We start from the raw sequence: 22,492 nt of genomic DNA, 5'->3' as shown, positions 1-22,492 counted from the left end.
GATATGCTGTTTTAAGCTCAAAGCGGAATATCTTCAGCTAAAGCTTATTCAGTAAAAGCGAGATTTCCACTTATTAGGTTTTCATACTAAATGAATGCTCTGGTCTAACTCCATTCAATATTTAGCTTCTCTAACACAATTAAAATACAATCTTTGATTGGGATATCTGATCAGCGGACTGTGTAGTGGGACGATGAAAAAGCTCGTCTCATGCTCCAAGTGAATCTGAGATTAGATTGTAGTGGTCAACTAATTATGACCAAACTTTATTTATCATCACATTCTAGCATAATTTTGATTTTTACATTAAAGTGCCAATCAATTAAACAAATAAAGCAGTGATGCAAATAATAAGCTTACTTAATATTGCTGTAGAACGCTTATTGCAAAGGAAATAAATGTTGAACCTAAGTACAGTGGAATTTTCTGATATTAATAATGATACTCTAGACGATGATCTATCTAGAATGAATGTATTAATTATTGAAGACCAACTGCTAAACATTCACTTGCTCGAAGCTATACTTTCCACGCACTTTATGACTCAAGTTGCAATGAGTGGAGAAGAAGCAATTGCATATTGCCAAAATACTACTCCTGACTTGATTTTACTAGATATACAAATGGGCGGTATTGACGGAATTGAAACTTGTAAGCACCTTAAAAGCTTACCCCATCTCAAAGATATACCCGTTATTTTTATCACTTCTTTTTTTGAACATGAAGATTTTTGCTGGGAAGTTGGTGGGGTTGATTTTATTAGAAAGCCTTTCACGAATAAAACCGTGTTTAACAGAGTTAAAGCGCATTTAACGCTTAAGGCACAAAGGGATAGGTTGCTGGAATTAGTTTTCTTAGATAGTTTGACTGAGATTTATAATCGTCGTTATTTTGATATTCACTACGAGAAGATTGATTTAAATGCCAAGCGAAATAAAAGTGATTACGCTCTTATCGTTATCGATATTGATCTGTTTAAACAGTTTAATGACATATATGGCCATTTAGAAGGTGATCGCGCACTAAAAATCGTCGCACAAACCATTAAAGATACCTTAAAAAGACCTCAAGATTTTGTTGCTCGTTATGGCGGTGAAGAATTCGCTGTAGTTCTGCCATACACTGATCTGAAAGGCGCAATATTAGTAACTGAGAATATAATAAAAAATATAGCTGCATTGAATATAGAAAATAGTGCCTCACTATTTAAACATCTGAGTGTTAGTGGAGGAGTAGCAACGTTGAAAAGCTCAGAAGATCATGCTGACACATTCCAAATAGCAGATGACAAGTTGTATATGTCAAAGCAATCAGGAAGAAATAAATTTAGCTACTAGGCAGGATTTACAAGCGCTAGTATTTAATTTAATTTACCTTACCAATAGGTTTAATTATATTTAAAATGCCATATTGGGGTGGTGTTATGTGTGAAATAATGGATTAACTAGAGATTAGTGCCTGATGCGCAGGTTTATGCATAAATGGAGCTTTAGATTTGGTAAGTGATTTTCGGGTATTAAATAGCTTAATTGAGGACGTACACCTTCAGATTTCCGAATATAGCACCTCATTAGATTTTTTAATGGTTCCAGATTTTATTAAATGTCACTCTTACTTCAAAACGTTGGAATGCATGAAGTTAGCAAGTGGCTTAATCGCAAAGTACTCAACTGAAAAGGAGCTATTTTCTAGTAGTGAATGGGATTACTTTGTCAAAGATAATACAGCGTTTGATACTTGGAAAGACATGAAGATGCAAGCTAGTATAGTTTATATTAAATACAAATTGCCGCTTTATTAATTACCAACCTATGAATTGATGTATCTATAGTTTAATCTTCAAAATTAAATTCTTACCCTAGTTTTTTAATCTTTCAGCTGTTTTTAACAAAGTATCCGCCTTATTATAATTACTAGCCTTTGCTACCTCTCCAACTTCTCTGCCAACGTTCTCTCGACTTTATATTTCAAAGTATACAGCCCAATTTTAGCTTCTTGAACACGTACAATGTCAAATAAACAACTAGACCTATTTTAATTCTAACTGTAGTGGTTAATACAATTAAGAGAGCCTGTATTCTATTAGCAAATAAAACAGTTAGAACTGCTTGGGTCATTTTGAGGTATTAAACTAAATACTAACAATAAGGGGCTGACATTTAGGATGTGGAGTGTCCGCTTTTGGCACTTAGCTGAACTTCGCCAAAGAGCTACAAGCAAACATTGAGTTATTGGTTTTAATAATTAGCTTTTAACTAAATTTAAATAAACTTTAAAGCTGGTAGTTTGATTATTTGAACTGACCTCTATATCTCCACCGTTTGCTTGCGCTAGAGCTTTAACTATTGCAAGCCCTAAACCAGCTCCGTCGCTGTGTCGTTGCCGCGACTTATCAGGTCGATAAAAGCGGTCAAATAAATAAGGTAAATGCTCAGAAGGTATTCTCTCCCCTGTATTAATCACTGAAATGCATATTTTTTCAGCGGTGGTCATTTCACTGTTTACAGTGATTGATGAGCCTTTTGGGGCGTACCTAATTGCATTGGATAGTAAGTTTGATAATAATTGGCGAAAGTGTAATTTGTCACAATAAAAACAAAGGTTTTGACCCTTTTTATTAAATGCAATCAATGAGTCTTCAGCCAAAGCGTCAAAATACTCAAATAACACTTCAATTTCATCATGGCTTTTTAGAGTGTTTTGAACGGGTTTAATTAGCCCGTTTTGAGTTTTGGCGAGCCAAAGCATATCACTAACCATTTTAGTTAATCGCTCGAGTTCTTCTAAGTTAGAAAACAATAATTCTTGATACTCTTCCAACTGCCTTTTTTTAGATAATCCAACCTGTGTTTGAGTAATTATATTTGTGAGTGGAGTTCGTAGTTCATGAGCAATATCACTAGAAAAATTTGATAAGCGAATAAATTCACCTTGGAGCCTGTCGAGCATTGAGTTAAACGACTGAACCATATTAACAAGCTCAATAGGCACTTTATTTTCATCGAGCCTTACATCCATTTTATTAGTTTGGATATCGTGTATTTTCTGACTTAAACCTCGTAAAGGGTTTAATCCTTGATGTATAGCAAACCAAGCCACCAATAAAATGAGTACCGCTGAGCCAAACATAATGGCCCAAAGGCTTTGCTGAAATTGATTGAGAAAGTGTAAATGAAAGCTCATGTCTATCGCTGTAGTAATTTTGTATTGCTGTTGCCCAGTGCTGAAATTACTCACCAGAGCTCGGTAGGTGTGGGTATCATTTTGCCATGAGACAATATTGTTACGGTTAAAGCCAGTTGAAGCCTTAGCACTCATTACAAAATCACTAAAATCTCGTTCAGAGCTTTGAAAAATCAGCTTTCCTTTTGCGGTATTTACCTGATAGTAAACACCGTGATGACCCGCTACAGCGTTAGATAATTCATTTTTAAGTTTCAGGTTTGATTTATAGTGTTGTGTTAAAACTAGTTCAATAGATTGATTAATAACATGCAGTTCACTACTATCTTGCTGGAAAAAATGATGTTTTATCGAACTATTTATTAAGGTGGCAACTAAAGTTAAGCACGCAATAACGGTTACAGCAACAAACAACACAACACGCATCGTAAGTGATAAAGGCCGTGACTTAATAGCCATCAGTTTCAACCTCTAATTTATAGCCCATACCACGAACTGTATGAATTAATTTAACAGTAAAGTCATCATCAACTTTTGCTCTTAGCCTACGAATGGCAACATCAATCACATTGGTGTCGCTATCAAAATTCATATCCCATACTTGAGAAGCAATTAACGAACGTGGCAGTACTTCACCTTCGCGCCGTAACAATAGTTCAAGTAAGCTAAATTCTTTATTACTCAATAAAATACGCTTGCCTGCACGTTGTATTTTTCGCTTTGGAATATCCATTTCTAAATCAGCAACTATCAGTATATCGTCAACTGTTTGTACTGCACCACGGCGAATAAGAGTGCGTACTCTTGCTAAAACTTCAGCAAAAGCAAAAGGCTTTATTAAATAGTCATCAGCACCAAGTTCGAGCCCCTTTACTCTATCGCCTATGCTATCGCGAGCAGATAAAAATAGTACTGAGGTTTTGTTATCTGCTTCACGTAGCGACTGTAAAATTTTCCAACCGGATACGTCAGGTAACATGACATCAAGTATTATTACATCAAATAATTCGGTCATTGCTAGGTGATGGCCGTCAAGACCATTGCGCGCCAAAGAAACCTGAAAACCAGCTTCACTTAGTCCCTGTTTTAAATAATCTCCCGTTTTTGCTTCATCTTCAACAACTAATAAGCGCATACAATTCCTTCATTAAAGTCCTAACAACTACCTCTGCAAATATTATGCAGTATCTGTCACTACAGTAACATGACACCAAGATTACAACTTTGTAATGTTCGCGTCATGTTGAAGACAGGTCTATTTTCTATACTCAATACATATTCTGCTATGAAGGAGTAAGGAAATGGGGTTTAAAAAGTCATCACAACAGGTTAGCACACCACGAAGACGATTTGTTCAAGGCTTAATTGCAGGAGGTGTACTTGCTGCTTTTCCGAGTGTATTACATGCTGCATCATCTTTAGTAGCAGGAACAATAACAGGCACTGTACCCGAACTTAGCGGCGAAGTAATTGATCTGGTTATAGATGAATCGCCGGTTAACTTTACTGGTGTAGTACGTATGGCGACAACTATCAATGGATCTATACCCGCTCCTACCTTGCGCCTCAAAGAAGGCGATGACGTTACTATTAGAGTAACAAATAAGTTATCAGTACCGAGTTCAATTCATTGGCATGGCATTATTTTACCGTATCAAATGGATGGCGTACCAGGTATCAGCTTTAAAGGCATTATGCCGGGCGAAACCTTTGTTTATAAATTTAAACTACAACAAAGCGGTACATATTGGTATCACTCACATAGTGGCTTTCAAGAAATGACAGGCATGTACGGTGCATTAATTATTGAACCGCGAGAAAACGATATTATTAGTGCAGATAACGAGCATGTTATTCAATTATCTGATTGGACTGATGATGACCCTATGGCGCTGTTCCGTAAATTAAAAGTACAGAGTGATGTATTTAACTTCAATCAACCCACTGTCCCAGAGTTTTTCGATGACGTTTCAAGCAGCAGTATTTCAAATGCTCTACAGCGCCGAAAAATGTGGAATCAGATGCGAATGAATCCTACAGATTTAGCTGATTTATCTGCATCAGCAATGACTTTTTTAATGAACGGTAGTACTCCAATGGCAAACTGGCGTGGATTATTTAAAGTCGGTGAAAAGCTTAGGTTAAGGTTTATTAATGGCTCTAGTAATAGCTTTTTTGACGTGCGTATCCCCGAGTTAAAACTAACGGTTGTACAAGCAGATGGGCAAAACGTTGAACCAGTGACAGTTGATGAATTTAGATTCGGCCCTGGTGAAACCTACGACGTAATTGTTGAGCCTAAAAATGATGCCTATACGATTTTTGCTCAAAGTATGGATCGCTCTGGTTACGCAAAAGGAACTTTATCAAGCTCGCCTAATATTGATGCGCCAGTACCTGCACTTGACCCTGTTGAATGGTTAACGATGACCGATATGATGGGCAATATGACCCACGGCGGTGAGCATTCTGCAATGGCTGGTATGGCAGGCATGTCAGGTATGAACTCTAAAGAAATGGATCATAGCGCTATGGGGCACGGTGCAATGGCGATGGATCATAGCAAACATGGTATGTCTGAAAACCCATTGGCGGTTGCCAGCTCTAAAGTGCGTCATGCAAAAACGGAGTATGGAGCTTCAGTTGATATGCGCGTTGATATGCCTAGAACAAATCTTGATGATCCTGGTATTGGTTTACGTAAAAATGGTCGCCGTGTTTTAACACTTGCAGATTTACACTCACTTGAAGGGATCACTAACCAGCAAAAGCCAGAAGCTGAAATTGAGCTGCATTTAACCGGAAACATGGAGCGTTATAGCTGGTCATTTGATGGCTTAGAATTTGGTAAAAGCACGCCAGTGCATATGAAGCATAACCAACGTTTAAGAGTTATTTTACAAAACGATACCATGATGACACACCCTATGCATTTGCATGGTATGTGGAGTGATTTAGAAAACGAGCAAGGTGATGTGCAAGTGCGACGTCATACGATACCTGTTCAACCCGCACAAAGAATCAGCTTTTTAACCACCCCTCACGATGTAGGTCGCTGGGCTTGGCATTGCCATTTATTATTCCATATGGATGCCGGTATGTTTAGAGAGGTAGTCGTATCATGAAACAATTAAAACTATCTAAATCATTAGGTTTATTAATGTTAACAGGGGCTTCATTAATTAGTTTCCCTTTATTAGCGCAAAGTGAAATGGCACAAATGAATAGCGCTAAGATGCAACCACAAGGAGGAAGTGCACCTAAAGATGCAAGAGACCCCCATGCTTACTCTGCGGGAACAACTTTAACAGAAGGCCCATATGCGCTTGAGGGCAATGAGCGATTAACACTCGCTGATGAGCATCCATTTTACGCATTACTAGGCGATCGTCTTGAATATAACGAGCAAGCAAACGCAGGTGTATTTGACTTACAAGCATGGTACGGCACTACCTTTGATCGATTGGTAATTAAAACCGAGGGTGATTTCAGCGAAGGAAGTATTGAAGAAAACCAAACCGATATTTTATGGGGTCACGCCGTATCAGCATATTGGGATACTCAAGCAGGTGTTCGTCTTGATTACAATAAAGAAGGTGAAAATCGGCAATGGTTGGCTTTTGGCTTACAAGGTTTAGCCCCTTATTGGTTTGAACTTGATATGACAGCATACGTAGGTGAGCGAGGCAATACCGCATTTACGTTAGAGGCAGAGTACGAACTATTACTCACGCAAAAGCTAATTATACAACCGCGAGCCGAAATTACACTTTATGGCAAAAACGATAAACAAAACGAACTTGGAAGTGGCCTATCAAGCAGCGCGATTGGCTTTAGGGTTCGTTATGAATTTACACGCCAGTTTGCGCCCTATATTGGCGTTGAATGGAGCAATAAATTTGGCAATACCGCCGACTATGCCACATCAAGTGGACAAAGTAGCAACAACACCGCATTTGTTGCGGGTATTAAATTTTGGTTTTAATCATTTTAAATAAGAGGTAATTATGAAGTTTTTTAATTCTGCAGTAGCGATTTTAGGTTTAGTACTTACATTTTCCGCATCAGCGCATATATCACTCAAGCAATCAACACCTGCGCAAGAAGCCATGTTAATGAAAAGCCCAGAGCAACTTTCGTTAACTTTTGGTGGTGAAGTAAGGCTAGCAAAAGTCATCATCAAAGATGAAAAAAATAAATCAATAAACTTTGATTTCAAACCAAGCTCTACCCCAAGCACAGACTTTAGTTGGTCATTACCGAGCCTAGCCCAAGGCACTTACACGGTTAAATGGACAGCACTCGGTGGTGATGGACATAAAATGACCGACACGTTTAGATTTATGGTACACAAAAGTGAATCGCACAAGATGATGCAAGAACAATCTAATACCCACAGCAAACATAACCATTAAGTAGCAACATAATGCAATTAAGTGAATGGTCAGTACTCTTACTATTATTAAAACTAGCAAGCTATATCGCAATTGCAGGGCTTGCGGGCACTTTATTAATACGCTTTATGTGTGGCAACAGCAATGTTGCAGGGCATCATTTAATTAGCTTTTATCAGTTATTAAAACGTTGGCAAATTACGTGTGTAGTTACAGGTAGTATTGCTGCACTTTTACAAGTACCAATAGAAGCTGGAGCAATGGCTGAATCAGGCTTTATGGGAATGTTTGACCCCTTTATGCTTGAAATTGTTTGGCAATCAGTCATAGGTGACCAAGCAACGTTTAGAATACCAGCGCTTATTATTGCTCTAATTAGCGCATGTATGTGGAATGTGAAATCAGATGATAACGTAGCAGGTTATAAAAACGCTGCCGTTATACTAATCATGCTTGGGTTTATCGCTTATAGTTTCACTTTTACTGGGCACAGTGCAAATGAAAATGGGTTAGTGAAAAGTATTTTAACCTTTCACCTTATTGCCATTGCGAGCTGGTTAGGGTCATTGTGGCCGCTTTACAAAAGCTGCACTTTACTACCTACCAGTGAAGTAAAGCGGTTAATGCATTACTTTGGTCAACTCGCTATTGTTATTGTATTTGTACTACTTATTTCGGGCTTAACTCTGCTCCTGCAGTACCTAGAGTCATTTTCTGCATTGTTTACATCAAATTATGGGCAACTAATTTTATTAAAGCTGCTACTCGTCTGCGCGATGCTATTACTAGGTGCATGGCATAAGCTTTTTTTAGTCCCGCAAATCACTCAACAACACCATATAAGTATATTAAAACGCTCGATCACTGTTGAAATAGTAATTGCCCTATTTGTACTTATTACCACAAGTGTATTTACAACACTTGTTGGTCCGCCTATTTAACGATTAATAAAAAAGGAAAATGTATGTTAATTAAATCCTCTAATTTAAAAATTTTATTGCTACTAATTTTTAGCGCTGTTAGTTCTTTTGCTGTGAACGCACACATCCATGAAGAGCACACAAAAAAAGGCTGGGTCTTTGTTAATGTTGATAGCGAAGCTGCAAAGGCAGTTAGCTTATTTCATGCATCCCTAAAACAAGGCGATGCCAAAGGTGCCCGTAAATTACTGGCCGACGATGTCGTCATTTTTGAAGGCGGAATTGTTGAGCGTTCTGCAGATGAATACGCGAACCATCATATGATAGCGGATATGAAATTCTTAAGTGCAGTTGATAGTGAACTGCTAGAGCATCAAGTTCACACAAATGGAAACATAGCTTACTCAATTTCAAGAAGTAAAACTCAAGGAAAGTATAAAGGGAAAGATATTAAGTCTACGGGAATGGAATCAATCACATTAAAAAACACCGATAAAGGTTGGAAAATCACTCATATTCACTGGTCTAATTAAGGAGTTAACAATGCGAGTAATCTACATTACCTCAGCGTTTTTTTTATCATTAACTATGTCATTTTCTACAATGAGTATCGAAAAACAGCATAAAACATCAATAATCTATGAAAATTCAGAAAAACCTGAAATTGAGCTTACCGTTTATAAAAGTAAAAATTGTGGATGTTGTAATAAGTGGATTGCTCATTTGAGTGAAAACAATATTCAAACAAAAGCAATTAACGTTAATGACATGGGGTCGATTAAATCTCAGTATCAAATAAAACCTAATATGCGCTCATGCCATACAGCCGTGTCAGCCGATGGATTTGTATTTGAAGGTCATGTTCCCGCTAAACATATAAAACAGTTTTTATCTGGGCAACACGCTCCGCACATTACAGGCTTAAGTGTACCAGCCATGCCTATTGGCACTCCCGGAATGGAAATGGAGGGTATATTTCACAAATATAATATTGAACTACTCACTGACAACTCAAATGAAGAAACCTACAGATACATAAGTAAATCCAGCGAGCAATTTTAGCCTAACGGCATAATTCTTGAGTTAATTGTTAAATACCCATTTTACACAACAGGAAACACTGATTTGTGAGCTTAATAGTGTAAATATTACTCACGTGTAAAAACAAAATACAAAACTTTTAAGGAGCAATACAATGTCACACTATTCAAAATTTTTTTTAATGATAGCAACATCCACAATAACCATGTTTGTATTGATGTATTTGAACACCTATCAACTTAGTCATGTTTATTTTAGTGAAACTCGTACTTATATGGCGCTTTATATGGGAGCCACGATGGCAGTGATAATGCTACTTTTCATGCTTAATATGTATAAAGATAAAAAGAAAAATATAACAGTACTCATTGCTAGTGTTGCCGTATTTGCAGGTAGTTTATTTTTAGTTCGCTCACAAGCGACTGTTGATGATAGCTCATGGATGTCGGCGATGATCCCACATCATTCAATTGCCATACTCACCAGTGACAGGGCAAAAATCAAAGATAAACGCGTTCAAAAGCTAGCTACAAATATAATTGAAGCCCAAGAGCGAGAAATAAAAGAAATGCAATGGCTCCTAAAAGATATAGAGCAAAACGGCATTACACAAACCAATGCTCAAGCACAATTAAGAGCTGTTCCAGATTTCAATTCAAATAAATAAACCGCATAACATAAGGAGTAAAGCATGAGTAAATCAGCCCAGCTTTTTAGAATGGCAACAGATGAGCATATTTGTCCGTTTGGTTTAAAATCAAAAGACCTACTAGAGCGAGAGGGATATACAGTTGATGATCAGCTTTTAACTTCTCGAGAGCAAACAGATGAATTAAAAAAACAACACAGTGTAGAAACTACACCTCAAACATTTATTGATAATAAACGTATAGGTGGCTACGACGATTTACGTAATTACTTTAATAAGCCACAAGCAGCCCAAGAAGGTACAACTTACACGCCCGTGATTGCGATTTTTTCGGTTAGTTTTTTGCTTAGTGTGGCATTTAGTTTTGCATCGGCTAATAGCTTATTATCAATGCAAACCGCTGAACTGTTTGTAGCCCTAACAATGGCAGTGTTAGCAATACAAAAGCTTCAAGACTTATTTAGCTTTACTAATTCATTTATAACCTATGACTTAGTCGCTATGAAAATAGTCAGGTACGCTTATGTTTACCCATTTTTAGAAGCATTTGTTGGCATTGGAATGATAGCCGGATTACCAGCCTATATTATTGCCCCTATTTCATTATTCATAGGTGGGGTTGGTGCTGTTTCAGTGATAAAAGCAGTCTATATAGATAAACGAGAGTTAAAATGTGCGTGTGTAGGCGGTGACAGTAACGTACCACTAGGGTTTATCTCCCTAACAGAAAACTTATTTATGATAGCTGCCGGTATTTGGATGTTTGTTAGGTAAATAACAGCTTTAATTTAAAAATATGATGACGAGCTTATTTATAGCACGAACCAGACTCAGTAGTTGAGTCTGGTTCTACCTGAACTTAAAACCCCATCAATTTGCTCTGGCTTCACTAAGGTATCTTGAAGTTACAACGAGACTAAAGTTTTTTATCAATTGCATGATTTAAAAAAGCACTAGCCCTCTAACTTTATCTTAAATAGATCTAATCTAAATTTAATTAATAAATTTTGTGAAATTTTTTCTAGTCCGCTTAGAGCGATAACCGGACACTGAAAAAGTTAAAGTTATTCTTGTCTTGATGAGTAGGTTCCTAATTTTTCCCAATAACATTATTAACCGTCATTTTGATGCAAAGTAACAAACTTAACCTCTCACTATTCTAATTACTTGTTTACAAGGGTAATTATTGGTGAAACTATCAGAGTATATAAGATATGCCGTTTTGGTGTGTTATAAACCACCGAAATGGTGCTCAATAAGCTGTTATGTTCATAAGGAGGTGTGGTGAGTATGTCAACATTAATGGATTCCTTTAAAAAATTAAATATCCCAATTGATTCTTCTGAAGAAGAGGTTAAAGCGGCCTATAGAAAATTATCTCATCAGGAACATCCAGATAAACCTGATGGGCAGACTGAAGAGCAAAAAGCTTTAAATAAAGCTTATGAGATGGCGAAGCAAGCAGCAAAATCAGGGACATCATTGTTAATAATAGAAACCTCTAATGCTTTAGAAGTTGCAAATAGAGCGCTAGTAGTTCAACAAGAAAATATTAAAACAAATTTGTTGGTTGATAAAATTAAGAGAAAATGCACATCTCAAGTTCGAATGATGAGAGATATAACATTAGTTATGGGGCTTTTTTCTGGTGTATTAGCTTTAATCAAAACCAATTTATTACCCGTGGCCATAGACCCTAATATTAAAGAAGCATTTGGTATGGTCGCTTTTAGCTTAGGGGCTATTGCTGCTTTTTGTCAGTTCTCTTGTACAAATATAAAAAATAGAGTTGATGATCATATAGAAAACCTTTCGGACAAAAGTAAATGTGCGAAAGAGTTAGCTCGAATTTTAGATTATACAGATTTGTCTGAGTTTTCTGAAAATGATTTTTTTGGGAGTTATAATGGTCATAGACGTTCTTCTGATGACATGCTAAATATTACTCTTCAAAAATCTATTGAGCATTCTTTAGTAAGGCTTGTTGAGATTGACGGAGTATTAAAGCCTAACCAAGATAAAAATTATCTTTTAAATAAAAGCTTTAAACCTAGTTTATTTATGCCGAATGGACATAACAACCCAATTTAACAGGACTAAAAACAGTGAGCTTCTCGCTTCGATCGTATTTTAGCCCGTTAATATGGGCGTTAGCACTCAAGGGGAGTTCCAATGGAAAGTTTAGTTAAAAATCTGCGAGGGCTTGTTAATAAAAATTTCAAAGGCAGTAAAACTAAACTACTTTCAACACTGATCAATGATATCCCTCGAGGTGATACAGAAATCCCAAAGGGGACTTTAACTTTAGTTCCTGCTGTTCATGGTTCTCTAATTTTCAAACGGTTGGATAAACCAAAGTTAGCAAAGTTAGCAAAGTTTGGATTTATACCATTTGTAATATCTGAAATTGGAGTTGAAAGTGGGATCAGTGCAGAGTATTTGCAGTGGTTTTTTACTCATGAGTCCTTACATAATTTCTGGAATGAAGTTGCTGTTGGCGGTGTAATCAGAAGAATCCCTAGGAAAATTTTGCTTAATACGCCAATCCCGTTACCAAAAAACAAAATTATTGGTGATGTTAAATGCGAGATTCCGATTGAAAGTCCTTTTAAAAATTATGTAAAAGGTTTTTATGAGCAGTTTAGGTTTAATTACAAGCATGAACAATATAACACTTGTGCGATATTAGCTGGTGTTATCTGTGAAGCAATTTTGTACCAACTTTTAATAGAAAATGATGTGAAAAAATCACTTTTAGATAAAGATAATGGTTTAGGGCTTGGAAAACTTGTTAATTATGTTGAACTTCTAAAATTAGATAAAAATTTAGTCTTTAGTACTCAGTGTTTTAAAGAGGTCAATAAGCTAAGAAATAGTACTGTACATTTCGGCTCAGTTAGTCGAACTAATAAGATAAAAAGTGTAACTAAGCAAGAGTTGTATGCATTTGATGAAGTTGTTAAACAGTTTGGTATTTGAATAGAGTGCTAACAAGAGTCTAAGGCCACGTCAGTCCGCAATTGGCACTCTCCAGCCAGTCGACAACATAAAATATTGATAATAATTGGCAAGGTATTTTACTGTGTCGGATGGCATGGCGAAGCCACTTATCCGACCTACGTCAAAAGGTAGATTGCTTAAGCCGAAGGCGCCACCCAACAGAGTATCAATTCACGCCTAGAGGTCAGCTATGGCACTTACCTGCCAATAATAGTCATATCACTCCCACCTGCACTCGCGCATATTTACTTTGTCGCTTTTAAACAGTACGCCTTCTGATAATAACTTTTCGCGTTGTTCTTGATATTTTTCGCTACCTTCAGGGAATGATATTTTACCTTGGCTATTCACTACCCTGTGCCAAGGTATAACCGAGTCGTTTGGCATCATTTTTAATAAGCGCCCGACCAACCGTGAGTTTTGCGGATAGCCCGCAAGAGCTGCAACTTGCCCGTAACTTGCTACTTTGCCTACTGGTATGCCTGCGATAACAGTATAAATAAGTGTTTCTTTATCAATATCCATTGTTGTTAGAATATTCCTCACTAAGAGTTTTAAATTGCTCCCAGATAGTACGCGCTACAGGGCCGTGGTGCATTGCATGCTGCCTAAAAGCTCTAATTTGCGCGCTAAATTTATGCTCTCGGTCAGTGATGTGTATTTCTTGAAGTAAGCCTGCTTTTATTTCAGGGTCGCAGTGCTCTAGGCTCATCATTGCCCAACCCGCGCCTGAGAGTAAAAACGATTTTAGGGTCGATACATCATCAATTTTCATCATGGCGGAGCCTTTTGAGTACGATAGCCTGTCGCTGTCGATACTCAAGTCACTTTCAAACATGGCTAAACACGGATACGTTTGCAGTTCGCTATAGGTGAGTTTTTGAGGGAGTACGCCTTTAGCGCTCACAATACCAATATCGAGCCTGCCTATGGGTACGCTTTCTAAATCGCCTGTCGCATGAAATAAATCAAACCACGGGCCAATACCTAATTCGGCTTGCCCACTGTTTACTTGCTCTAATGAAATAAAGCGCTTCCCGCTTGTTAAGCTAAATTCTGTACTGGTAAATAACCTAAAAGTATTACTTATGATCTCGTTATAACTCTGCATATGACAAAGTTGTTCGTAACAAACTCTAAATTGGGGTTCATTACCTAATGCCAATTCTTTAGCGAGCTGTGCTAGCTCGTCGTTGGCATGCAGTAGTTGCTGCGCTTCGCGGTGAAAAACACGCCCTTTTTCAGTAAGCTGTAATCGGTACTTACTTCTGTCTAGTAACTCAAATCCTATTTTGGCTTCTAAGTTTTTAATGGCGAGTGTAAGCGCTGGCTGCGTTTTATGTAGCTTTAGTGCTGCTCCGCTTAAGCTTGCGCTTTGCACTATGGCATCTAAAATTATTAATTGATTCAGCTTCATATACCTCCCTGCAACATCATAAATAAAACTTATTGAGTTTCTAAAATTTAATGATTTTTATTTTATATGTTTGCAGCGTATGCTGCACTTAATTATTTTGCCATCATTGCAACGGAGAAGACATGAAACTCTTTCGTCTATGTTTATTAACAACGACCTTACTTAGCTTAATAGCCTGTTCTGAGCCAGAACAACAAGTTAAAGAAGAGCCTATTCGCCCTGTTAAATTATTCAACATAGGTCATGATACGCAAATTAACATTCGTAGTTTTCCTGCTGAAGTTGTTGCAAACCAAGGCTCGTACCTTGCTTTTAGGGTAAACGGCGAACTTATTAAGTTTCCGGTTCTCGCTGGTGAACATGTTGAAAAAGGTGATTTATTAGCAAAACTGGATCCAGAAGATTTTCAATTACAGTTTGACGAACGTAAAGCACGCTTTGAATTGGCAAAGTCACAACTTGGCCGTATTGAGCAATTGTTTGAGAAAAAAATCACCAGCCAATCAGAATTAGATCAAGCCACTGCTAATATGCAAATTGCTGAATCTGCATTTAGAATTGCACAAACGAACCTTGAATACAGTGAACTACGCGCACCATTTTCAGGCACGGTCGCTAAGGTGTTTGTTAAAAACTTTGAAAATATTCAAGCAAAGCAAAATATATTACGCTTAGAAACACGCGATTTAATGGACGTAGAAATTCAGGTTCCTGAAAAAATAGTCGCTCGCTTTAAAAAAGGCACCGATTACCACCCTACTGTAAAGTTTGATGGCTTTGACGACAAAGAATACATACTTGATATTAAAGAGTGGGATACCCAAGCAGATCCAGCAACACTTACTTATAAAGTTGTATTTTCGCTACCAGTACCTGAGGACTTTAATTTACTAGCCGGTATGACGGGTAGCGTGCTTATTGATTTAAGTAAAGTAACGCGCTCGCAAGTTGCTTATACAATCTTACCAATCGAGTCGGTGTTCTCTGAGCCGCAAGAATCAATTGAAGATAACGCCTACGTATGGCTTTTTGATTCAAAAACTAGCCAAGTGCATAAACAAGCTGTAAAGGTTGGCCAGTTGCACCGCGATGGTATTGAAGTATTAAGTGGTATTGAAGAAGGCCAAATTGTGGTTTCAGCCGGTGTGCATTCACTAAAAGAAGGCATGAAAGTAAGAGCATGGAATAAAGAGCGAGGCTTATAATTATGAGCTTTGCACAACTCTCCATAGAGAAAAAAGTAATCAGTTGGATGTTTACACTGCTGCTATTAATTGGCGGTAGTGTGTCGTACTTTGATTTAGGGCAACTAGAAGACCCTGAGTTTACGCTTAAAAAAGCCATGGTTATTACCATGTACCCTGGCGCTTCGCCGCAGCAAGTTGAAGAAGAAGTCACTTTTCCGATTGAAAACGCGATTCAGCAATTGCCTTATGTTGACTACGTTACGTCTATTTCATCTAACGGTAAATCACAGATTTCTGTAGAAATGAAAAGCAATTATCGTAAAGAACAGCTTCGCCAAATTTGGGATGAAATGCGTCGTAAAATTAACGACCTTTCTCCGTCATTACCCAGTGGTGTTTACCCAAGCACTATTTTGGACGACTTTGCCGATGTTTACGGTGTTATGTACTCGGTAACCGGCGATGGTTATTCGTATGACGAGCTTAAAGATTACGTCGATTTTTTAAAACGTGAACTGGTATTGGTTAAAGGCGTAAGTAAAGTAACAATAGCGGGTGAACAACAAGCGCAAGTAATGGTTGAAGTTTCTACGCGTAAACTTGCTCAATTAGGTATTGCGCCAAGCCATATATTCCAGTTATTGCAATCGCAAAACACGGTATCTAACGCGGGTAAAATTCGCGTGGGCGATGAATCAATTCGCTTACATCCTACTGGCGAATTTAAAGATGTAAAAGAGCTCGAAACCTTATTAATTTCAAAATCAGGTGCCAATGAGCTTATTTACTTAGGCGATGTAGCAAAGGTTTACAGAGAGTACGCAGAAGTACCAAATAACATTATTCGTTATAACTCTCAGCAAGCTTTACTTATTGGCGTGTCGTTTATGTCGGGTGTTAACGTGGTTGATGTGGGTAAAAACATAGACGAGCATTTAGCATCACTTGAATATCAACGCCCTCATGGTATTCACATAAATTCGGTATACAACCAACCACAAGAGGTTCAAAAATCGGTTGATGGTTTTATTATCAGCTTACTTGAAGCCATTGCGATTGTTATTGTTGTACTGCTGTTATTTATGGGTTTAAAAAGCGGCATTTTAATTGGTGGTATTTTACTGCTTACTGTACTGGGTACGTTTATATTTATGAAGTTGTTTGCCATCGACTTGCAACGCATATCGCTTGGGGCACTTATTATTGCTCTTGGTATGCTGGTTGATAACGCAATAGTCGTCACTGAAGGCATACTGATAAACCTCAAACGTGGCCAAACAAAACTCAAAGCGGCTGTTAATATTGTTGAGCAAACAAAATGGCCTTTACTAGGTGCAACAGTAATTGCAGTCACTGCCTTTGCGCCAATTGGTTTAAGCTCTGATGCCAGTGGTGAATTTGCCGGTAGCTTGTTTTGGGTGTTGTTTATTTCGCTTTTATTAAGCTGGATAACAGCCATTACGCTAACGCCATTTTTTGCCAATTTAATGTTTAAAGAAAACGAATTTAAAAACGAAGAAGGCCAAGAAGATGAAGACCCATACAAAGGTTTTATTTTTAACGGTTACAAAGCGATTTTAGATTTAGCGCTGCACTTTAGAAAAACCACGCTTATATTAATGGTTGTTTTACTGTGTACGGCGGTTGTTGGTTTTGGCTCTGTAAAACAGTCGTTTTTTCCTGCCTCTAATACACCTATGTTTTATGTAGATTATTGGCAAGAGCAAGGCTCTGATATTCGATCAACCCTTGAGGGCGTTAAAAAGCTCGAAGAGTTTTTGCAAAAAGAAGACCTTGTTGAAGAAGTAACAAGTACAACAGGCCAAGGTGCACCGCGCTTTATGCTTACCTACGCGCCAGAAAAATCATATCCCGCGTACGGGCAATTAATTATTCGTGTTGCCGACAGAGAAGCCGTAGCAACTGTAATGCAAACAGTGCGTGATTACTCAAGCAATCATGCACTCTCTGCACAGCTTAAAATTAAACCGATGGAAATTGGCCCCTCTACTGATGCAAAAATAGAAGCACGTTTTTCGGGCCCTGATCCTGTTATTTTAAGACAACTCGCTGCTACAGCCGAAGAATTGATTGGTAGCGACGATGGTGCATATAATATTCGTGATGACTGGCGCGCACGTACCAAAATGATTCGCCCGCAATTTAACGAGCAAAAAGCACGTCGATTAGGTATTAGTAAATCAGACTTAGACAATGTATTACTAACGAGCTTATCGGGTAAACAAGTGGGCGTATATCGCGATGGTACGCAATTGCTACCCATTATTGCTCGCTCTCCTGCTAACGAGCGCTTAAACGTAGAAAGCGTACACGACCTTCAAATATACAGCCCAGTTCTTGGTGTATTTGTTCCAGTGACTCAAGTTGTAGACGAATTTGATGTGCAGTGGGAAGACAGCCTAATAATGCGCCGCGATCGCAAACGTACTATTACAGTAATGGCCGATCACAATGTATTAGGAGACGAAACGCCCGCTAAATTATTTGCGCGTATTCGCGGCCCAATAGAGAACATGGAACTACCACGTGGTTACCAACTAGAATGGGGCGGCGAGTTTGAGTCATCAAGCAAGGCGCAAAAAGCAATATTTGGCTCATTACCGCTGGGTTATTTAGCTATGTTTGCAGTAACCGTATTACTTTTTAACTCACTTAAACAGCCACTTGTTATTTGGGCAACTGTGCCGTTGGCTATTATTGGTGTAAGCGCCGGCTTGTTAGCGATGAATGCGCCGTTTAGCTTTATGGGGCTACTTGGTTTGTTAAGCTTAAGCGGTATGCTAATTAAAAACGGTATTGTATTAGTTGATCAAATAAATCTTGAATTAAGGGAAGGTAAATCGCCCTATGAAGCCGTGTTTGACTCTGGTGTGAGCCGTGTACGACCGGTTGCAATGGCAGCTATAACCACTATTTTGGGTATGATCCCGCTGCTATTTGACGTGTTTTTTCAGTCAATGGCGGTCACTATTATGTTTGGTTTGGGCTTTGCTACAATTTTGACTCTAATTGTAGTGCCGGTACTGTACACGGTTATATTTAGAATTGATTACGAGCCACGTAAGTAGTTAAACATATAATTGGTTAACATTAAAAAATGCCACAGGCTCAAAATCCTGTGGCATTTTTATTTAATACCGATTAAAAAAGAAAGGCTACATATTTAGTTGTTAAGAAACTAACCGCAACACTTTTTATATTTTTTGCCGCTACCACATACACAAGGTGCGTTACGCTCTGGTACTTTATCAAATACTTGTGGTGTTGACTTGCTAAGCGCAAAGTCTAGTTCGCGAATATCTTCTGGTACGTCTGCTTTAACTTCAATTGAAGCAAACAGCGAATGCTCTTCTAGTATTGCTTCTATTTCTGATTGTCGTTCAGCTGAGTTTACAATTAGCGTTAACGGGTGCAACTCTGTGCCTACCTTTGCGGTACGATTTGGCGCAAATCCATTACTGTTATTTTTACCCATTATGTCGGGCTTACCCATAAAGAAAAATTTTGACATGTTACTTCTATAACCTTTCTACATTATTAAGACGGCGCATCTTAACAGCTTACCCTTCATATAACTAAGTGTACTTGTAAATAGCTTAACAACACGTCTATAAAGCAATTTTAACTTAAAAATTTAAATGGCCTGCAAAATAGGCTAACCACTATTATATATATTTACTATAAACTGATTAAATAAATGCGACTATTATCAATATTTAAATACTCTGTACACTTAGCTTCGTTATCTAAGCACTTACCAATTAAGCGATAGGTATGCTAACTAGGGCGATAGAAATTGCCTTTAACTTTTTAGCCTCACTTATACAGAGGCAATTTATTTAAGTAGAGAAAGTCATGTTTAAAAATTTTGGATGGATAGTAGAAGCTAAACTTAATGCTGGTGAACTTGAAAACTTTAAAGCGGTGATGAATTCACAAGTTAATCGCGCACTTAATGAAGTTGGCACTAAAAATTATCAATATTATATGTCTGATGCTGGCGATGTTTTAGTTTACGAACGCTTTGCTGATGCAGACTCTTCACACGAACATATTGAAAATTGGGACGATCATTCAGCACGTTGGATGGCGGCTGCTGCACCTACACGCATGGTGCATTTAGGCGAATTACCTGATGATGTTCGTGAGCGTCATGCGGCTTTAAGCCCTCTTTGGCTAAAACCATTTGGTGGCTTTTCTCGCGAAGAAGAACAAACGAGTCAAATTAACAAAAACGGTGATACGACATTTGATAATTTTGGCTGGATTGTTGAAGCCAAGCTAAACCCTGGCCAGTTAGATGCCTTTCGTGAAGTAATGAATTCACAAGTAGAACGTGCAAAAACAGAGCCTGGTACACTAAATTACCAATATTACATGTCTGACGATGGCGATATTATGGTTTATGAGCGCTTTAGAGATTTAGAAGCCTCGCACATACACATCCAAAACTGGGATGATCATGCAGAGCGCTGGATTGCTGCAGCAACACCAACACGTATGGTTCATTTGGGTGATTTACCTAAAGAACTAACCGATAAACATGCTGCACTGTCACCACTTCTATTAAAGCCTCTAGGTGGTTTTGCAAAGTAAATATGGATAAATACTAAATTCGTAATATAGTTAAATGCCACTGACTAGACTCAGTGGCGTTTTAATATCTAACTCAATATTATGGAAAAGCCTTGGAAAACTTTAAAATTGCAGTACTAATAGCAGGCAGTCTTTTTATACTTTTTGGTTATTTACGCTTTATAACTGACGATAGTGGTAACGTGAACTTAAACAACTACCGTTTTACAGGGGGCATACTACTGGTTATTTCCGGTATGGTTGATGGCACACGCGATATAGCTAAACGCCTGCGCTCTAAAAACGCATTATCGGCGATTGCAATTTATTTAGGTATACTCTTATTTTATATTGGCTTTAGCATTCAATAGCTAAACATTAAGCGCTAATTTGGGCTTTATACAAGCAGCATTTTATAAGTGAATCCCCTGTGACCTTTAAACAACTATTCAACAGCGCCTTATTACTTTTAGTAACAGCACCTCCACTGGTTTTACTTGCATGGGATGAACAAGCCGATCCCGCTTTTATCCCCAACGGTATATACGACACTTTAACATTTACGTTATTTCCAATAATGACGATCGTGTTATCGGTTGCTTTATTTAAGCACCTATATAAAAAATACAATAATAACTTTGAATTTAAACATACGGTTAAAGATTATATTGTTGAGCACGGGAAATTCCGTTCAGTATTTATACCAATCGGTTTACCTATTTTAATTTACTTATGGTTGTGGACGTCAGTATGTATTTCAGTAAAGTTACTGGCTAATAAATACAGCGATAATATATGGCAGCAAGAATATCAGTTACTCGAAGTAGGTACTTGTCCAACTGATTATGAATACAGTTGCGCAAAACTGACTGTACTAGATTTAAAAAGCTATAAAAAGCACACTTTTAGATGGTATTTAGATAAAGGTAGATTGGTGGGTTTACGAAATAACAACGTAAACTTAGTGGGCGTTAAAAGCCCACTTGGTCATATAGTACAAGAAATACAGTGGTAGTAGAATACCACTTAGCTGCACATTATTTTTTTAGACTGAGAATGCGGTCCGAGCTTGGTTTTGAGTCTGATTTAGCATTAGACGACTTGTTCTCTTTAATGCTTTTTGGCTTACCCACATACGTTGTAGAACGCTTTTGGTAAGGAGTATTACTGCGCTCATTTTTGCGCTCTGTGTTAGCGTTGCTGCGCTCAGAGTTACGATTTGTATTTCGCTCAGTACTACGCTCATTATTTCGATCACCATTATTAAAGCGTCGTGGGTTTTCGCCCTGAAAATCACGTTTTTTAGGTGCTAAAGGTGCATTATTTTCTGATTGCTTATTAGTATCAAGCGAGTGCTCTTGGGTTTTGCCAGAATCAGAAATCGAATCGTTTATTTGCGCCATTTCAATATCTGACAAGTGACGCCACTGCCCTACTTTTAAACCTTTAAGTGTTACGTTCATTATGCGCGTACGTTTTAAGGTTACAACTTCGTAGCCTAAGTATTCACACATGCGGCGTATTTGACGGTTTAAACCTTGAGTAAGTACTATTTTAAATTCTTTGGGGCCACTTTGCGTTACTTTACATTCTTTAGTAACGGTATCTAAAATAGGCACGCCATTCGCCATTTTTGTAACAAACTGACGATTAAGCGGTTTATCTACCGTAACAACGTATTCTTTTTCGTGATTATTGCCCGCACGTAAAATTTTATTAACGATATCGCCTTCGTTAGTTAAAAATATAAGCCCTTCAGACGGTCTATCTAAGCGCCCTATTGGGAATATACGCGTAGGATAATTTACCGCGCGAATAATATTACTTTGAATTTTACTTTCGGTAGTACACGTTATACCAACGGGTTTATTGTAGGCAATGTAAACGCGCTTTGGCGTGGCTTTAAGCGGCTTACCATCAATTAATACAACATCGGTAGCGGCTACTTTTACGCCCATTTCTGGTGAGTAGCCATTAACGCTGACACGACCTTGCTCAATATATTTATCGGCTTCGCGGCGTGAACAAAATCCTGTTTCACTAATAAATTTATTTAAACGTTTTAATTCGGTCATGGCACTTATAGCGTAGTAATTTTTAAGGCG

The 22,492-nt window shown here is 37.9% G+C and carries 22 protein-coding genes; 16 read left to right on the top strand and 6 right to left on the bottom strand.

What is annotated here, in order from left to right; all coding sequences use genetic code 11:
- Positions 1 to 398 precede the first annotated feature (398 nt).
- A complete protein-coding gene (locus GQR45_RS06740) occupies positions 399 to 1,337 on the top strand; it encodes a diguanylate cyclase (RefSeq protein WP_240920171.1) in 939 nt (312 codons plus the stop codon).
- Between the two features lie 907 nt (positions 1,338 to 2,244).
- Here GQR45_RS06740 and GQR45_RS06735 read toward each other — a convergent pair.
- Complete coding sequence (locus GQR45_RS06735) at positions 2,245 to 3,642, bottom strand: heavy metal sensor histidine kinase (protein ID WP_165725487.1); 1,398 nt, start codon at positions 3,640 to 3,642, stop codon at positions 2,245 to 2,247.
- Complete coding sequence (locus GQR45_RS06730) at positions 3,632 to 4,318, bottom strand: heavy metal response regulator transcription factor (RefSeq protein ID WP_024591667.1); 687 nt, start codon at positions 4,316 to 4,318, stop codon at positions 3,632 to 3,634. Before GQR45_RS06730 ends, GQR45_RS06735 begins: the two co-directional genes overlap by 11 nt.
- A gap of 166 nt (positions 4,319 to 4,484) precedes the next feature.
- Between GQR45_RS06730 and GQR45_RS06725 the strand changes: the two genes are divergently transcribed.
- The 10 genes from GQR45_RS06725 (at position 4,485) to GQR45_RS06680 (ending at position 13,166) form a co-directional block, all read left to right on the top strand.
- On the top strand, positions 4,485 to 6,308 hold the full coding sequence (locus tag GQR45_RS06725; RefSeq protein ID WP_010554096.1) for a copper resistance system multicopper oxidase: 1,824 nt from the start codon (positions 4,485 to 4,487) through the stop codon (positions 6,306 to 6,308).
- Complete coding sequence (locus tag GQR45_RS06720; protein WP_010554095.1) at positions 6,305 to 7,168, top strand: copper resistance protein B; 864 nt, start codon at positions 6,305 to 6,307, stop codon at positions 7,166 to 7,168. Before GQR45_RS06725 ends, GQR45_RS06720 begins: the two co-directional genes overlap by 4 nt.
- Before the next feature lie 22 nt (positions 7,169 to 7,190).
- Positions 7,191 to 7,598 (top strand): copper resistance CopC family protein, encoded by a 408-nt coding sequence (locus GQR45_RS06715; protein WP_010554094.1) that lies wholly within the window; start codon positions 7,191 to 7,193, stop codon positions 7,596 to 7,598.
- Between the two features lie 11 nt (positions 7,599 to 7,609).
- The gene (locus tag GQR45_RS06710) at positions 7,610 to 8,518 is read left to right on the top strand and encodes a CopD family protein (protein WP_165725486.1); all 909 of its coding nucleotides are present in this window, start codon (positions 7,610 to 7,612) and stop codon (positions 8,516 to 8,518) included.
- A gap of 23 nt (positions 8,519 to 8,541) precedes the next feature.
- Complete coding sequence (locus GQR45_RS06705) at positions 8,542 to 9,030, top strand: nuclear transport factor 2 family protein (RefSeq protein ID WP_165725485.1); 489 nt, start codon at positions 8,542 to 8,544, stop codon at positions 9,028 to 9,030.
- A gap of 10 nt (positions 9,031 to 9,040) precedes the next feature.
- Positions 9,041 to 9,559, top strand: coding sequence for a DUF411 domain-containing protein (locus GQR45_RS06700; protein WP_165725484.1), 519 nt, complete (start codon positions 9,041 to 9,043; stop codon positions 9,557 to 9,559).
- 133 nt (positions 9,560 to 9,692) lie between these two features.
- Positions 9,693 to 10,205 (top strand): DUF305 domain-containing protein, encoded by a 513-nt coding sequence (locus GQR45_RS06695; RefSeq protein WP_165725483.1) that lies wholly within the window; start codon positions 9,693 to 9,695, stop codon positions 10,203 to 10,205.
- A 24-nt stretch (positions 10,206 to 10,229) separates the two neighbouring features.
- Positions 10,230 to 10,961 carry a MauE/DoxX family redox-associated membrane protein gene (locus GQR45_RS06690; protein ID WP_165725482.1) on the top strand — a complete coding sequence of 244 codons (732 nt, stop codon included), beginning with the start codon at positions 10,230 to 10,232 and terminating at the stop codon, positions 10,959 to 10,961.
- Positions 10,962 to 11,477: 516 nt separating this feature from the next.
- Positions 11,478 to 12,278, top strand: coding sequence for a DnaJ domain-containing protein (locus tag GQR45_RS06685; protein WP_165725481.1), 801 nt, complete (start codon positions 11,478 to 11,480; stop codon positions 12,276 to 12,278).
- Between the two features lie 81 nt (positions 12,279 to 12,359).
- A complete protein-coding gene (locus GQR45_RS06680) occupies positions 12,360 to 13,166 on the top strand; it encodes a hypothetical protein (protein WP_165725480.1) in 807 nt (268 codons plus the stop codon).
- A 240-nt stretch (positions 13,167 to 13,406) separates the two neighbouring features.
- On the opposite strand, the gene GQR45_RS06675 is transcribed toward GQR45_RS06680, so the two are convergent.
- A complete protein-coding gene (locus tag GQR45_RS06675) occupies positions 13,407 to 13,712 on the bottom strand; it encodes an MGMT family protein (protein ID WP_165725479.1) in 306 nt (101 codons plus the stop codon).
- Entirely contained in the window at positions 13,702 to 14,604 is a 903-nt protein-coding gene (locus GQR45_RS06670) for a LysR family transcriptional regulator (protein WP_165725478.1), read from the bottom strand. Before GQR45_RS06670 ends, GQR45_RS06675 begins: the two co-directional genes overlap by 11 nt.
- A 122-nt stretch (positions 14,605 to 14,726) precedes the next feature.
- Here GQR45_RS06670 and GQR45_RS06665 point away from each other — a divergent pair, with 122 nt between their 5' ends.
- Together GQR45_RS06665 and GQR45_RS06660 are read left to right on the top strand one after the other, a co-directional pair.
- Complete coding sequence (locus GQR45_RS06665) at positions 14,727 to 15,809, top strand: efflux RND transporter periplasmic adaptor subunit (protein WP_165725477.1); 1,083 nt, start codon at positions 14,727 to 14,729, stop codon at positions 15,807 to 15,809.
- A 2-nt stretch (positions 15,810 to 15,811) separates the two neighbouring features.
- Entirely contained in the window at positions 15,812 to 18,880 is a 3,069-nt protein-coding gene (locus GQR45_RS06660; protein ID WP_165725476.1) for an efflux RND transporter permease subunit, read from the top strand.
- Between the two features lie 110 nt (positions 18,881 to 18,990).
- On the opposite strand, the gene GQR45_RS06655 is transcribed toward GQR45_RS06660, so the two are convergent.
- Positions 18,991 to 19,323, bottom strand: a complete 333-nt coding sequence (locus GQR45_RS06655; RefSeq protein WP_010552992.1) for a PBPRA1643 family SWIM/SEC-C metal-binding motif protein — start codon at positions 19,321 to 19,323, stop codon at positions 18,991 to 18,993.
- 344 nt (positions 19,324 to 19,667) lie between these two features.
- On the opposite strand from GQR45_RS06655, the gene GQR45_RS06650 reads away from it, so the two are divergent.
- From GQR45_RS06650 to GQR45_RS06640, 3 genes are all read left to right on the top strand, one after another.
- On the top strand, positions 19,668 to 20,408 hold the full coding sequence (locus tag GQR45_RS06650) for an antibiotic biosynthesis monooxygenase (RefSeq protein ID WP_149603664.1): 741 nt from the start codon (positions 19,668 to 19,670) through the stop codon (positions 20,406 to 20,408).
- Positions 20,409 to 20,500: 92 nt separating this feature from the next.
- Positions 20,501 to 20,758 carry a MetJ regulator of methionine regulon gene (locus tag GQR45_RS06645; protein WP_165725475.1) on the top strand — a complete coding sequence of 86 codons (258 nt, stop codon included), beginning with the start codon at positions 20,501 to 20,503 and terminating at the stop codon, positions 20,756 to 20,758.
- 59 nt (positions 20,759 to 20,817) lie between these two features.
- Positions 20,818 to 21,402 carry a hypothetical protein gene (locus tag GQR45_RS06640; RefSeq protein WP_165725474.1) on the top strand — a complete coding sequence of 195 codons (585 nt, stop codon included), beginning with the start codon at positions 20,818 to 20,820 and terminating at the stop codon, positions 21,400 to 21,402.
- A 22-nt stretch (positions 21,403 to 21,424) separates the two neighbouring features.
- On the opposite strand, the gene rluF is transcribed toward GQR45_RS06640, so the two are convergent.
- Positions 21,425 to 22,462: a 23S rRNA pseudouridine(2604) synthase RluF gene (gene rluF / locus GQR45_RS06635; protein ID WP_033012488.1), complete on the bottom strand. Its 1,038-nt coding sequence runs from the start codon at positions 22,460 to 22,462 to the stop codon at positions 21,425 to 21,427.
- Positions 22,463 to 22,492: the final 30 nt, after the last annotated feature.

It is taken from the genome of Pseudoalteromonas sp. SA25 (assembly GCF_011378705.1).
Taxonomy (GTDB): Bacteria; Pseudomonadota; Gammaproteobacteria; order Enterobacterales; family Alteromonadaceae; genus Pseudoalteromonas; species Pseudoalteromonas arctica.
This window is presented reverse-complemented; position numbering and strand designations above follow the sequence as displayed.